At 62.3% G+C, this 14495-nt stretch carries 8 protein-coding genes; 2 read left to right on the forward strand and 6 right to left on the reverse strand.

What is annotated here, in order from left to right; all coding sequences use genetic code 11:
- The first annotated feature begins 210 nt into the window (after positions 1-210).
- Positions 211-2172, forward strand: a complete 1962-nt coding sequence (acs, locus tag ACN0SC_RS10440) for an acetate--CoA ligase (protein ID WP_417249625.1) — start codon at positions 211-213, stop codon at positions 2170-2172.
- A 75-nt stretch (positions 2173-2247) separates the two neighbouring features.
- Here acs and ACN0SC_RS10445 read toward each other — a convergent pair whose 3' ends face one another.
- The 6 genes from ACN0SC_RS10445 to ACN0SC_RS10470 form a co-directional block, all read right to left on the reverse strand.
- Entirely contained in the window at positions 2248-2847 is a 600-nt protein-coding gene (locus ACN0SC_RS10445; protein ID WP_417249626.1) for an NUDIX hydrolase, read from the reverse strand.
- Positions 2848-2867: 20 nt separating this feature from the next.
- Positions 2868-4037 (reverse strand): HlyD family efflux transporter periplasmic adaptor subunit, encoded by a 1170-nt coding sequence (locus tag ACN0SC_RS10450; protein WP_417249627.1) that lies wholly within the window; start codon positions 4035-4037, stop codon positions 2868-2870.
- The gene (locus ACN0SC_RS10455; protein ID WP_417249791.1) at positions 4037-6265 is read right to left on the reverse strand and encodes an ATP-binding cassette domain-containing protein; all 2229 of its coding nucleotides are present in this window, start codon (positions 6263-6265) and stop codon (positions 4037-4039) included. The genes ACN0SC_RS10450 and ACN0SC_RS10455 overlap by 1 nt, the downstream gene beginning before the upstream one ends.
- A 500-nt stretch (positions 6266-6765) precedes the next feature.
- The gene (locus ACN0SC_RS10460; protein WP_417249628.1) at positions 6766-8118 is read right to left on the reverse strand and encodes a TolC family protein; all 1353 of its coding nucleotides are present in this window, start codon (positions 8116-8118) and stop codon (positions 6766-6768) included.
- 38 nt (positions 8119-8156) lie between these two features.
- Positions 8157-11312 (reverse strand): Ig-like domain-containing protein, encoded by a 3156-nt coding sequence (locus tag ACN0SC_RS10465; protein WP_417249629.1) that lies wholly within the window; start codon positions 11310-11312, stop codon positions 8157-8159.
- Positions 11313-11595: 283 nt separating this feature from the next.
- Positions 11596-14031 carry a heavy metal translocating P-type ATPase gene (locus tag ACN0SC_RS10470; protein WP_417249630.1) on the reverse strand — a complete coding sequence of 812 codons (2436 nt, stop codon included), beginning with the start codon at positions 14029-14031 and terminating at the stop codon, positions 11596-11598.
- A 242-nt stretch (positions 14032-14273) separates the two neighbouring features.
- Here ACN0SC_RS10470 and ACN0SC_RS10475 point away from each other — a divergent pair, with 242 nt between their 5' ends.
- Complete coding sequence (locus ACN0SC_RS10475; RefSeq protein WP_417249631.1) at positions 14274-14474, forward strand: heavy-metal-associated domain-containing protein; 201 nt, start codon at positions 14274-14276, stop codon at positions 14472-14474.
- Positions 14475-14495: the final 21 nt, after the last annotated feature.

Below are 14495 nucleotides of genomic sequence, written 5' to 3' on the forward strand. Positions count from 1 at the left end.
CATTTGATGGATAAGCGCTTTTTCAGATCGAGCCTACATTTTTACAGAGCCTTCACATCCACCGTCAATTTCTTTACAAAAAAACCGTTCCTATGCAGCCTCTTACGGGCTTTTTCACATCAAAGGCGGTAAACAAGGCGATAGGAGGAGGCGACGTGCTACGTCTGCCTTTGGAGGGATGCACTGAAATCACCAAGAGGGAGGCCCCAAATGTCCGAAGACAATCTCGTGACCCCGCCGTCTGAGGAATTCGCGGCAAATGCACATATCGACCGGAAGACCTATGACGACCTGTACAAACGATCCGTAGAGGATCCCGTCAGTTTCTGGGCGGAGCAGGGCAAAATCCTCGACTGGATGGAACCCTACACGCAGGTCAAGAAGACCACATTCGACTTCGGGCGTGTGGACATCAAATGGTATGAGGACGGCGTGCTCAACGCGTCGGCTAACTGTATCGACCGTCACCTCGAAAAACGTTCGCTGCAAACCGCGATCATCTTCGAGCCTGATGACCCGAATGAACCCGCCCAGCATATCACCTACAAGGAACTCTCCGAAAAGGTGAACCGCATGGCCAACGTCCTGCTCTCGCAAGGCGTGATGCGTGGCGACCGCGTTGTGATCTACCTCCCGATGATTCCCGAAGCCGCCTATGCCATGCTAGCCTGTGCGCGGATCGGTGCGATCCACTCCATCGTCTTCGCGGGCTTCTCCCCCGATGCGCTTGCCAACCGAATCAACGACTGTGGCGCGAAGCTTGTCATCACCGCCGACCATGCCCCGCGCGGCGGTCGCTCCACACCTCTGAAGTCCAACACGGATGCGGCCCTTCTGCACTGCTCGGACAAGGTGCGTTGTCTCGTCGTCAAACATACCGGCGAGCAGATCACATGGATCGACGGACGCGATGTAGACGTGAAATACCTCATGGAACACGCGAGCCCCGAATGCCCGCCGCGTCCCATGAATGCCGAAGACCCGCTCTTCATCCTCTACACGTCGGGCTCCACGGGCAAACCCAAGGGCGTTGTCCACACTACGGGCGGCTACCTCACCTATGCGGCGCTGACGCATAAATACGTCTTCGACTATCACGATGGCGACGTGTTCTGGTGCACCGCTGATGTGGGTTGGGTCACGGGACACAGCTATATTGTCTATGGCCCGCTGGCCAATGGCGCGACGACTGTGATGTTCGAGGGCGTGCCGACCTACCCCGATGCGGGCCGTTTCTGGGCTGTGTGCGAGAAGCACAAGGTCAACCAGTTCTACACCGCCCCGACCGCAATCCGCGCGCTCATGGCGCATGGCACCGAGCCCGTGGAGAAATACGATCTCTCCTCGCTCAAACTGCTCGGCACCGTGGGTGAGCCGATCAACCCCGAAGCATGGAACTGGTACAACGAGGTCGTCGGCAAGGGTGAATGCCCAATCGTCGACACTTGGTGGCAGACCGAAACGGGCGGCCACCTCCTGACCCCGCTTCCTGGCGCGATTGCGACCAAACCAGGGTCGGCAACACTGCCGTTCTTCGGTGTGCAGCCTGTGGTGCTTGACCCGACAACGGGTGAGGAACTGACCGAGACCGCAACCGAGGGCGTGCTTTGCCTCAAGGACAGCTGGCCAGGTCAGATGCGCAGCATCTGGGGCGACCACGAGCGGTTCCAAGAGACCTATTTCCAGCAATACAAAGGCTACTACTTCTCGGGCGACGGATGCCGCCGTGACGAGGATGGCTACTACTGGATCACGGGTCGCGTCGATGACGTGATCAACGTGTCGGGGCACCGCATGGGCACCGCCGAAGTTGAAAGCGCTCTGGTCGCCCATCAGAAAGTGGCCGAAGCCGCTGTCGTGGGTATGCCACACGATGTGAAAGGTCAGGGCATCTACGCCTACGTCACCTTGATGAACGGCGAGGAACCGTCGGACGAGCTCAAGAAAGACCTCGAAAAATGGGTCCGCACCGAGATCGGTCCGATTGCCAAGCCCGACTTCATCCAGTGGGCACCGGGCCTGCCGAAAACCCGTTCGGGCAAGATCATGCGCCGCATCCTGCGCAAGATCGCCGAAAACGACACGGGCAGTCTGGGCGACACTTCGACACTCGCCGATCCTGGCGTGGTCGACGAACTCATTGCCAACTCGCTCTACGCAAGCAAGTCGTAAAGACATCTGAAAAACGCGCGGCCCCCGCTATCGTCGGGGCCGCGCGAGCCACTCTTGCAAGGCGTCAACGGACGCTTAGCGCAAATTACGCACCTGTCCAACCGCACCTCGGTGATCGTAGAACGGCACACGATCAGGCGGCAAAGGTCCGTTAAGCATTTCCTGCACTTCCGCCAGAACCACACGCGTCACAAATGGCAGATCAAACTCCTGCACCTGTGAGAGCGTCACCCACTGGATATGCGCCAGCTCGTCTTCGGCGCGCGAAAAGTCATCTACATCACCGACAACCGCATCCGCATCGGCAAGGAAAAACCGCGCATCAAAACGGCGAGGACGGTTGGGTGGAGTAATCGCGCGGAATACAAAGGACAGCGCCGAGGCGTCCTCGACTACAAGTCCCGTTTCCTCGCGCAACTCCCGCAATGCCGCTACGGGCAATGCACGGACCAGCGCGGGATCGGCCTCCTTGGCCAGCCGCTCGGTGCAGCGAGGTGAAAGTGCTCCACCAACCTCGTGCTCATAGTCTTCGGCGTCCACAGCACCGCCTGGAAAGACGAACTTCCCTGGCATGAACACTGCTCCGCGACCGCGCTGCCCAACCAGCACACGCGGTTCGCCCTGCCCACGACGCAGGAGAATGGTCGTCGCGGCATCTCGAATAGGTGTTTCCATACCCCCACTCTACAAACGACTTACGGCTCGCGGAAGGCCTCGCGCGATTTGTAGAGCGGTTTGAGGAGGTATTGCAGGAAGGATTTGGATCCCGTGTGCAACTCGACTTGCGCACGCATCCCTGGTCGGATTTCGATCTTCTGCTGGCGCTGTGACAGGGTGTCGAGATCAACCGTCGCCGTCACGCGATAGTAAGGCTGCGCATTGGGGTCTCGCTCGTCGCGGAAGGTATCGGCGGAGACCACTTTTACCGTCCCCTTGAGCGTGCCGTAAATCGTGTAGTCATAGGCCGACAGCTTGATCGTCGCGGCCTGCCCTGGCTCGACATGGGCGATGTCCTCGGGCCGCACCCGCGCCTCGATGAACAACTCCTCATCGACGGGAATGATCTGCACCAGTTCCTCACCTGGACGGATCACGCCACCGATGGTCGTCACCGTGAGATTGTTGACGATCCCGCGCATGGGCGAGGTGATCACCGTACGGTCCAACTGATCCTTTGCCAGCGTCAAACCCTGACGCACCGAGGCAATCTCGCGCAGCGTCTCCGAATAGGCCTCCGCACGCGTCAGATCGGCCGCGGCGACAATGCTGTTGTAGGTGGCCAGCGCGTCCGTATAGGCCTTGCGCGCGCGCGTCACTTCGATCAGCGCGACCACGTTCTTCTTGAGCATGTCCTCCATGAGAGATCGCTCGGTCTCGGCCTGTTTAAGCGCCTCGCGCGCCCCGTCGCGCCGTGCCAGAAAATCCGCCTTCCGCGCCGTCATCAAGGCACGCTCGGAGTCCACAACCGCCGCCGCGCGCGCGGCCAGATCGTCAGGCACAGAGAAATCGTCAGCGCCCTCCACCTCCGCCTCAAGGCGCAAACGGCGCACTTCCAGGGCGTCGAGGCGCTCTTGCAAATCATCGGCGGAGGTACGGAACTCCGTGCCCTGCAAGCGAGCGAGCACCTGACCCTGTTCGACCATCTGCCCCTCGCTGACCAGTAATTCCGACAGGATGCCGCCTTCAAGGTTCTGCACGATCTGGGGCCGCGAGGAAGAAATCATCTCCCCATCCGCTCGCACGATCTCGTCTACATTGGCAATCGCCGCCCAAAGCAGGAAGACCAGCACCACAAGCGCCGAAATGCGGATCACCCAACCTGGACGGTCGAGGTCTTTCTCCATCATGGTGTCGAGCGTCACCATTACACAGCCCCGCCATTTGCTCGCGCCAGATGCTCCGTGACCTGATCGGTCGGACCATCGACAACCATGCGCCCGTCCTTGAACACCATTGTTCGGTCGGCGAGCCCCACGATCGGCATACGGTGCGTTGCAATCACGGCGGTGCGCGGCGCGAGCCAGTCGGCCATACGGGCGACCAACTTGTGCTCCAACGCGCTATCAAGCGAGGCGGTCGGCTCATCCAGAAGGCAGATCGCAGGATCTTGAAGCCACAGCCGCGCCCAGCCAATCGACTGGCGCTGCCCCACCGACAGCCCCTCGCCGCCATCGCGGATATCAAGGTCCAACCCGCGCGGATGTGAGCGCACGAAGGCTCCCAGCCCTGCAAAATCGAGCGCGGCATAGAGGTCGTCATCGCTGCGCCCCGTCTCGCCAAGGTCGAGGTTCTCGCGCAGCGTCGCGGCAAAGAGGCGCACATCCTGCCCGAGATAGCCGATGTTGCGGCGCAGGTCGCGCATGTCGATCTGCCCAAGCTCGGCACCGTCGAGCATCACGCGCCCCTGACTTGGATGGTACAGCCCCGCAAGGAGTTTCAGGAAGGTACTCTTGCCCGACCCATTCGCACCCAGAACGGCGATCTTCTGCCCCGACTTGATATCAAGCGCGGGCACATCAAGACTCGGCGCGCCTTCCTCGTCGTAGCGGAACTGCACCTCGCGCAGCCCGAAGTCCCCGCGCAACGCCTCGCGGCGCAGGTAGCGGCGTGCGGGATCGCTGTCTTGCGGGGCCTCCACGATGGCATCAAGGCCATCGAGAGCGGTTTTGACATTAGACCACCGCGCCATCGTTCCCGAAAGCTGTGCCAGAGGCGCAAGCGTGCGCGAGGTCAGAATGCCCGTCGCGATGATCGTGCCGACGGTAAACTGCCCCGCGAACACCAGATAGGTGCCCGCAACAATCGCTCCGATATAGGTCAACTGCTGGATCGCCTGCGCCCAGAAGGTCAGGCCCGACGCCAGTTTGCGTTGCTCGGAGGATTTCGCCGCCGAGAGCATGTTCAACTCGTCCCAGAGGCGGCGCACGCGGGCCTCGCCGCGCTGTGACTTGATGGTGTCGAGGTCATAGATCACTTCCTGCAACAACCGCCCTGATCGCGCAGAAGCCCCTTGGGTTTCCTTGGTCAACCGCAGCATCCGCTTTTGCAGAAAATAGCCAGGAACAACCATGAGGACGGCCCCCACCAGAAGAAGCCCCACCACTGGCCCCGCGATGGAGGCGACCAGTGCGAAGAATAGGAAGATGAAGGGAATGTCGGCGACCGTGCCGATAGTCGAGGAGGTGAAGAACTCCCGCACCGACCCGAACTCGCGCATAGCCGAGAACAACCCCGACGCCCCGTTGGGTCGTGCGTCTGACCGCATCCCCATGATCCGATCCATCAAGAGACGCTGCACCCGCATCTCGATCTGCCGCCCCGCGCCATCCATCAGGCGCGCGCGAGCCAGTTTCAGCATCGCTTCAAAGACAACCGCCACGCAGACCCCGAGGGCCAGAACCCATAGCGTTGCCTGCGATTGGTGCGGGATCACACGGTCGTAAACCTGTAGCGAGAAAAGCGCTACCGCCACGGCCAGCATGTTGGCGACCAGTGAGCCAAGCGCGATCTCCGCGATCTGTTTGCGCAAGGGACGGAATTGCGACCAGAACCAGTGGCGGCTCTCAAAACGCGGCAGGTGGGCGCTGGTCAAAGCTTCCAACGACTTGCCCGCGCGAATGATCGTCCCACTGAAAAAGGGCGCGAACTCCTCAAGCGGCACTTCAGCGGTGTTATCGGGCTGGCTGCGGTCGTGGATGCGCAGGGTATCGCCGCGTTGCGACAGCACCATGATGACATGGCCCGAGGTCATGAAGGCCAAAGCGGGCCACAGCTTGCCCGTGGGTGCGCAGCCCGTCTCGATCCGCGCCTCTAGCCCCGTGGAGCGCAGCGCGGCTGCCAGCGTGTCGGGCGACATATCCGTACCGCTCTTGTCATTGAACCCTTCGATCATATCGGAGGTCATGGCATTCATGCCGTGGCGGGCGGCGAACTGGACTATCAATTCGGCCCGCGCAAGGGCGGCGGCGCTGACGCCTTGTGGTGCTTGTTGTGGTGTGGGTTCAGGTATCGGTTGCGCGCGAGGCGGTACGGGCTTCGCCGCGACGGGTTGAGTTTCGACTGATTGCGGCGCAGCCTGAACAGGATGCGGCATCGCTGGCGACTGCTTTTTAGCGGACGGCGCGGCAACCGGCTGAGGCGCAACAGGAACCTGCGCGACGGTCTTCGACGCAGGCGCTGTCTCGACCGGTTTCGCAGCGGCCGCACGTGTCCTTGCTGCGGCTTTCACCTCGGCAGCACTCTTGCGAGGCTTGGCGACGGCATCGGTTGCAGCACGAGCGCGGGTCAGGCGCTTGACCTTCGCGGCCTCGCGCTGCTTGCGCGCGGCCTCAGTCTCCGCCTGCATCGCCTCTTCGCGCGCCTTCAAATCTTCCGCAACCTTCGCCGCCTTGGCACGCACCTTTGCGGCGGCGTCCTTCTTCTTCTGCGCAACAGGATCGTCGGGCACGAAAGACCGCTCGACAGGCGCGGGCGTAGGAGTGCCGACATGCACGGTGACAGCACCGACTTTCTTCGGCGGCCTGATCGTATTGGAGGCAGGTGCGGTCGCAGGGCGCGCGGAGGTGATGGAAAAAGATAACTTGTTCGGCTTACTCAAATCTCTACCCCGTTTGCCAAGGCGCCGGCGAGACGCGCGGCTTCCAACTGGGTCAGAACAATTTCATACTTGATATCGATGTGTTGCAGCTCGTCGCGCACCATCTGCTCATAGACGCTCAGCACATCCATGACCGTCTTTTTGCCCGCATCAAACTGATCCTGAAACAGACGGTAGTTGGCACGCGATTGCTGCGCGATTTCGGCCACGTCGCGCTCCTGCCGCGTCAGCGCGGCCAAGCGGCTCTCGAAACGGGCGCGGGTGCGTTCAGCCTCTTCGCGTGCCCTTTGAACCGCGGCATCGGCGGCATCCGCGCGCGCAGTGCTTGCGGCCATCTCGGCACTGGTTCCAAGTCCGAGCGTCGCCGCGCCGCCATAGGTGATGTCGCTGCTGTCCTTCTGCCCCAGAATGGTTGACGCCGACAGAGACGGCAGCAGCCCCGCCCGCTCGACCTCTGCCTCGGCGCGAGTACGTTTAGCCTCGGCCTGCGCACGGATCACTGTCAACGGTTCCAGATCGGAGCTTGGCAGACGCAGGCCCACGGCTTGCGACATGCGCGAGACATCATAGCCTCCCGCCATGGAGCGCAATTCCGCCTCGGCGGCGTCACGGGCCTCGCGGTGCGTGGCGACCTCCTGTTCCATCGTGGTGATCTTGGTGCGCACGACCCGCTGATCGGAGAGGCTCGACACCCCTCCACGCACGCGCTCGGTCACAACGCGATTGAACTCGCGCATCCGCCCCAATCCACGCTCGGCCATTTCTGCCTTGGCATTGGCCTCCGACGCGGTAACGAGCAGCATCAGCCCCTCATACACGCGATCATTGGCATCCTGCGTCAGCGCAACAGCGGAGACTTCGACATCGGCGGCGGCAAAGGCGCGTTCGGCCTTGCGCTTGCCATTGTCGTAAATCACCTGATCGAGGATCAACCCCGCCGCCAACTCACCAAGCGAGTTGAGCGAAATGGACGGGCCGATGGTGGGCAGCCAGTTCTTGTCACGCGCAACCGCCCGCATCTTCGCCGCGCGCAATTCGGCCTGCGCCACGCCCGACGATGTATCCAGCAGGGCGGAGGCAAGTGTTGCATAATTCGACCCAGGTTCCAGCACGGAGCGCCGTGAGATGAGATCGGCGATGACTTCCGATCCTGTCCCGTCCGCCGCCGCGGTGAGTGCGGGAGCATCAGGGTCCACATCAGCAGTCCCCGTGCCAATCGCCCCAACCTTGTCGCGCACGAAGGCCACAGGCTTCACATCGGAGAGGCCCGAAAGTACGGGCGCATCCATACATCCGCTTAGGGTCAAAACCGCCCCTAGAGCCATGCTTAATGCCAGCCTCTGCCCCATTTCGCTTCCCTTCTGCCGCGGCCCGTTGCGCCCGCGCGTTACGTCAGCACCACCGAGATATCTTCGTTAACCCAGACCTCCGCCCCGGTTCCCAGTGTGTAGACTGCGTAATCCACGCCATCGACGTCCTCGATGCGCTCCGTAGCGGTTGCGCCCTCAAAGGTAACTTGGTCGTCGGTGCCGCCGTGAATCGTGATGGTCTTATCCACGCCCGCAATACGGTCAATGTCGGCCGCACTCAGAGTGACCGCCCCGCCGTTGACGTATTGCAGGTCGATCGCGCCGAAGTCGAAACCATCAAGACCCGCGTTATCGAGATCCACCTCGAACATCTCCCCCGCAGGCCGTTCGGTCGTGGTATCGAGGACAAAGAGCGTGTCGGAACTGTTGCCCGCGTCGTCCTCGGACGTCAGAACAATCTGCGAGCCGTTGGGAACGCCTGGGGTGAAGATTTTCATCGTCTCGGCACCCGTCTCGGCAGTCGGAGGCAGATCGAAGTCGATGGTCGACATCTCGCTCACGCCGCCATCCTCGGCCACGGCAAAGACGGACACATCATCATCTGTGGTTTCGATATTAACCGCACGCACACCGCCCGGATCGCGGGTCACGGCTTCGATGACGGGCGCAGAAGCCACGGTATCAATCTCGACGCTGGTGGTTTCGGTGCGCGTGTTGCCCGCTCCGTCCTTCGCCTCGATCACCACATCCGCCGTATAGTCGCCCTCGGGCAACGCACCGTCCGCATAGGTCACCGTCCAGTTGCCAAAATCATCCACGGCGGCCTGCTCACGCACACCATGCGTCGTGACCCAGACTTCCGATCCGGGTTCCACCGTGCCTGTCAGCGTTACGCCCGCCGCCATTTCGGCAGCATTGAACGTGGCATCACCGCCACCCACACCGCCGCTCATGCCAAGCGCGGTGACAATGGTGTCATAGGCAATCGTATCGGTCAGAAGGTCGACGTTGCCCGCAGGGTCGGTCGCTTTGATCGTCAACGGAATATCCCCCTCACCCGCAGGGAAGGTGATCGCGGGCAGGGTCAGCGACCAGTTGCCCGCGCCATCGGCGCTGACGTTGTGGTTGGTGCCACCCACGGTGATGACGAGCTCGGAATTGGCCTCAACCACGCCCGAAAGCGTCACACCCGCCTGTGCCTCGGCGTGATTGACCAGATCGTCAGTCCCGCCATAGGAGGACATAATGTTGAAATTGTGGACAAAAGTATCGACATCCACCGCGCGGGTCACGGTCTTGGTATTACCCGCATCATCGGTGATCGTCGCCGTGGCCTCGGTGGCATACTCGCCTTCGATCACTTCGGAAGCCGCGAATTTTGCCGCGAATGTGCCCCCCGAAGTGGCGCGCACCGTGTGGCTTGCACCGCCCAGCGTCACCACCACATCCAGACCCGGCGTCGCCGTGCCCGTGATCCAGACACCATCGGATGCTTCCACGTAGTTGATCACGTCGTCGCCCTCGACAGGGTTCGACGACAAGGCCACATCGCCCGCGACCGTATCGACACGCACAGTGCTGGAGGTGGTCGCGGTATTGCCCGCTGCATCGGTCGCAACCGCGCTGAGGATCGTGTCGTATTCGCCCTCGGGCACAGAGCCCGCAGGGAGCGTCACGGACCACACACCGCTCTCATTGGCGGAGGTGGTCATCTCGACCCCTTCGATGGTCACAACAACGGTCGCATTGGGTTGCGATGTGCCGCTAAAGGTCAGATCGCCGCCACGCTCGTCAGCGTTGATCACTTCGTCGCCGCCCGAATGTCCGCCGTTGATGGCCAACGACATTTCGGTATCGACTTCAAAGGTGCCCGAGGTGGTGGCACTGTTGCCCGCCGCATCCATGGAAACCGCTGTGACCTGCGCGGTGTAGGTGCCTTCGGGCAGGCTGCCGGGCTCATAGGTCACCGACCACGAGCCATCGCCCGCGACCGTCGTGGTGCGCTCGACACCTTCGACTGTGACCACAACCGTGGACCCCGCCTCGCCCGTGCCGTTGAGCACCACGCCGCCTGTCATCTCGCCAGCGTTCACCATGCCATCGCCGCCCGCCGAACCTGCATCCACGGTCAGACCCGCTTCCAGATCGACATGGACCACGTGGCTGTAGCTCGCGGCATTGCCCGCCGCATCAGTGACGGTTGCGGAAATCGTACTGTCATAGGTGCCCGCAGGGAACTGCGTGCCATCAAAGGTGACGCTCCACGTGCCGTCCTCGGCCACCGTTGTGGTCGCGGTCTGGCCCTCCATCGTGATGACCACGGTCGCGCCCGCCTCAGACGTGCCCGACACGCTCACCGCGCCCGACGCCTCGTCAATGTTGACGATATCGTCGCCCGCCACCGTGTCGAAGGTCAGAAGCTCGGCCTCGGTGTCCACGACGAGCTTATCAGTGACGCTCGATGAATTACCCGCACCATCGGTGACGACCACCGTCACGTCTGTCTCATATTCACCCTCGGTCACAGTCTCGGAGGGGAAGGTCACACTCCAGTTGCCGTTCTCGTCCACCACCGTGCTCTGCGTCGTGTCGCCGATGGTCACATCAACCGTCGCGCCCGCTTCGCTCTCGCCCGAGATGTCGAAACTGCCGCTGTCATAGTCCTCGCCGTTGAGCAGGTCGCCCGTGCTTTCTGTCCCGTCGGTGATCGTGATATCGGGGGCAGCCGTATCACCGCCTCCGCCTCCACCGCCGAGACCACCGCCAATGACCGCAGCGGCCGCAGCGCCGCCGCCACCGATCAGACCGAGCAGCGGATTGAAGCCCGCCGCGATCGGCGCCACAACGGGCTCGATCCGTTCGAGGTCAAGGAAGGCCAGTTGGTCGTATTCGCTCCACTTGCCCGACAGATCGACATTCGCATAGGTCGCCGCCAGATCGCCTTCCGCCTCGGTGTAGAATTCGACATGGGTCATTTGACCGTGTTCGGAAAGCAAAAGCTCCTTCTCCTCACCAAGGAAGAAACCTTCGAGGCGGATCGTCTTGCCCCCGACCAACGTGATCACCAGATCGCCGCCTTCACGCGTATAGCCCGAAATCGCCGCTGCACTGGTGTTCAGCGAAATATCGGAGATGCCCGCCATCCTGATGGTTTCACTGTCACCTCCCAACGAGAGGCTACCCGAATCGATATCGCCCGCAGAGGTGCGGACGGAGAACTGCAAACCCAACATGTTTATTTTCACTTCTGCTCGTGTGAAGCGCAGGCACTTAACGGCCTTTTTGCGCACATACCGTTTCGGGAGAACTTAACGGATGAGCGAATCACTTGGAAGGAAATTTTGAGCGTTTGACACAAAAAAGCCCCTATTCCCCACCAGATAGCTGGGAAACTGGCTCGCATCACGCAAGCTCTTGGGGTCGTGCGCAGATATTGGAAAATGCGAATTTCAAGGGAAAGACGCGATTTTGCACAACCGATGATCAGCGCTGCACGAGCATCACACAACCATTACGTTAGTGAGTATCTCCAATCGCGCGCAGGCGCAATGCATTGCTCACAACGATCACTGAAGAGGCCGCCATGGCCCCTGCACCGAGCATTGGAGATAGAAGAACGCCCCAAACGGGGTAAAGCACCCCCGCCGCGACGGGGATCAGGGCGACATTATAGGCAAAGGCCCAGAAGAGATTCTGGCGGATGTTGCGCATGGTGGCGCGACTCACCTCATGGGCTGTCAGCACCGCCGAAGGGTCCGCCCCCATCAACACCACATCCGCCGCCTCGATCGCCACATCCGTTCCCGACCCGACCGCCACGCCGACATCCGCCGCCGCCAGCGCGGGCGCATCGTTGATCCCGTCACCAACAAAGGCCACGGGACCGAAACGCGCGCGCAATTCTTCGATGGCCTCCGCCTTACCCTTCGGCAGAACTTCCGCCTGCACTTCCCCGATCCCGAGGTCATCGGCAATCACCTGTGCGGCACGTTCGGTGTCGCCCGTGATCATCGCCACGGTCAGGCCACGTTTTTGCAACGCGGCCACGGTGGATTTAGACGCGGGCCGCAACGGGTCAGAAATGCCAAACACCATCGCCGCCTCCCCGTCCACAGCTACAAGAACAGGCGTACGCCCCTTGCGCGCCAAATCCTCTAGTGGCCCCTCGAACGCACCCGCCTCAACTCCTTCGCGCGCCATCAGCCGCGCATTGCCGATCAACACGCGCCGCCCGTCCAGATCGGCACGCATACCGTGACCCGCAATCGCCCGTGCCTTTCCCACCTCAGGCAGGGTCAGGCCCCGCGCCTGCGCCGCCCGTTCAATCGCACGCGCAATCGGATGTTCGGAGCGCGCCTCGACACTGGCGACCATAGCCAGCACGTCCGCCTCACCGCCCGACAGCGACACGATCTCCGTCACTTCGGGCTTTCCCTCCGTAAGCGTGCCGGTCTTGTCAAAGGCCACCACCCGCGCCGACTGCATCGCTTGCAAAGCATCGCCCTTGCGGAAAAGAACGCCCAACTCCGCCGCCCGTCCCGTGCCAACCAGAATGGAGGTGGGCGTTGCCAACCCCATAGCGCAGGGACAGGCGATGATCAGGACCGACACCCCCGCCACCAGCGCGAATTGCAGCGCGGGATCGGGCCCAACGGCCAGCCACACCATAACCGTGAGCGCGGCCATCGCCATGACCGCTGGCACGAAATACATCGTCACCCTATCGACCAGCGACTGAATCGGGAGCTTCGCCGCCTGCGCCTCCTCGACCATGCGGATGATTTGCGCCAGCATCGTGTCGCCGCCGACCTTCTCCGCGCGATAGACCAACGCCCCCTCGCCATTGACCGTGCCCGCGACAAGCGGCGCACCCTCGGCTTTCTCGACAGGGATCGGCTCGCCCGAGATCATCGCCTCGTCAACATGGCTCTCGCCCGAGACAACCCGACCATCAACCGCCACCCGTTCGCCTGGACGCAGGTGCAGGACATCGCCCACAGCTACCGCGTCAATCGGCACATCGACCACCGCGCCGTCACGCTCCACCCGCGCGGTTGTGGCCTTCAGCCCCGCCAGCTTGCGCAGCGCAGCCCCCGTGCGACCCTTGGCCCGCGCCTCCAGATAGCGGCCCAGCAGGATCAGCGTGACGATCACCGCCGCCGCTTCGAAATAGACATTGCGCGCCTGTACGGGCAGCAGCGATGGTGCCGCCGTCACGACAGTCGAGTAGAGAAAGGCCGCGCCCGCCCCCATGGCCACGAGCGCATTCATGTCGGGACCACCGCGCAAGAGCGACGGAATCCCCTTGGCAAAGAACATCCGACCAGGTCCCGCCAGCACCGCAAGCGTCAGCGCGAATTGCACCCAACGCCACGGACCGAGCGGAACAAGGCCCATGAACCAGTGATGGAACGACGGCAGCAGATGCCCGCCCATCTCGACTGCGAACACTGGCAGGGTCAGCAGTGCCGCCCAGACGAGTCGCCGCCGCAATCCACGTGCCTCGTCCGCCTTACGATCCACCTGCGCCTCTCCCGCCGCGCGCGGTGTCGCCGCATAGCCTGCCTTTCCGATCTCCGCGATAAGGGTCTGCGCCGTGACAACGCCCGCGAGGACATCAACGGTCGCCGTTTCGGCGGCGAGGTTCACCCGCGCCGCGCGCACCCCCGTCAGGCCAAGTAGCGCCCGCTCGACACGGCCAACGCAGGAGGCACACGTCATGCCCTCGACATCCAGAACGATGCTCTCGACCCGCGCGGGGTAGCCCGCTTTATCGAGCACCGCGATCAGACCTTCCAAATCCGCAGGAGCATCATAGTCAATCTCTGCCCGCTCGGTCGCCAGATTGACCCGCGCCTCGGCCACGCCTTCCGTGCCGCGCAAGGCCCGCTCCACACGCCCCACGCAGGAAGCACAAGTCATCCCGTCAACGCTAAGACGTAGGGTCTGCATCTGTCTCTCCTTGGATCAGTGGCCGTCAATGGCGGGCCTTGGGTTCGGGGCCGTCGGGTCGGGGCTTCACATTTTAAGCCGCGGGCCAGTCTCAACAGTTGACCTTGGCGCGGAAGTCCTGAAATCCTAGATAGGGAGCAGGGCGCAGAAACGTCAACCGATCGCGGAGCCCTACCCCTGCGGCGGATGACCCCGCCCCACGCGCAAATGACGCGCGAACCATTGCCAGACAGGAGCCCGATATGGCCATATTTTCCGTCCCCGACATGAGCTGCGCCCATTGCACCGCCGCGATCACCGAAGCCCTTGAGGCCGTTGACGATGGCGTTGAAGTGGACGCCAACATGGAAACACGCGAGATCGAGGTGCGCTCGACCGCAGGCAACGCCGCCGTGCTCAACGCCTTGCAAGAAGCGGGCTACCCCGCCGAGCTGCGGAGCTGATCCGCGTAGTTGCACATTGCA

Source organism: Celeribacter sp., from assembly GCF_048261515.1.
Taxonomy (GTDB): Bacteria; Pseudomonadota; Alphaproteobacteria; order Rhodobacterales; family Rhodobacteraceae; genus Celeribacter.

What these genes read in the sequence shown, in the direction of transcription:
- acs (WP_417249625.1), top strand. Translation starts at nt 211, where the DNA reads ATGTCCGAAGACAATCTCGTGACCCCGCCGTCTGAGGAATTCGCGGCA.
- ACN0SC_RS10445 (WP_417249626.1), bottom strand. Translation starts at nt 2,847, where the DNA reads ATGGAAACACCTATTCGAGATGCCGCGACGACCATTCTCCTGCGTCGT.
- ACN0SC_RS10450 (WP_417249627.1), bottom strand. Translation starts at nt 4,037, where the DNA reads ATGGTGACGCTCGACACCATGATGGAGAAAGACCTCGACCGTCCAGGT.
- ACN0SC_RS10455 (WP_417249791.1), bottom strand. Translation starts at nt 6,265, where the DNA reads ATGCCGCATCCTGTTCAGGCTGCGCCGCAATCAGTCGAAACTCAACCC.
- ACN0SC_RS10460 (WP_417249628.1), bottom strand. Translation starts at nt 8,118, where the DNA reads ATGGGGCAGAGGCTGGCATTAAGCATGGCTCTAGGGGCGGTTTTGACC.
- ACN0SC_RS10465 (WP_417249629.1), bottom strand. Translation starts at nt 11,312, where the DNA reads ATGTTGGGTTTGCAGTTCTCCGTCCGCACCTCTGCGGGCGATATCGAT.
- ACN0SC_RS10470 (WP_417249630.1), bottom strand. Translation starts at nt 14,031, where the DNA reads ATGCAGACCCTACGTCTTAGCGTTGACGGGATGACTTGTGCTTCCTGC.
- ACN0SC_RS10475 (WP_417249631.1), top strand. Translation starts at nt 14,274, where the DNA reads ATGGCCATATTTTCCGTCCCCGACATGAGCTGCGCCCATTGCACCGCC.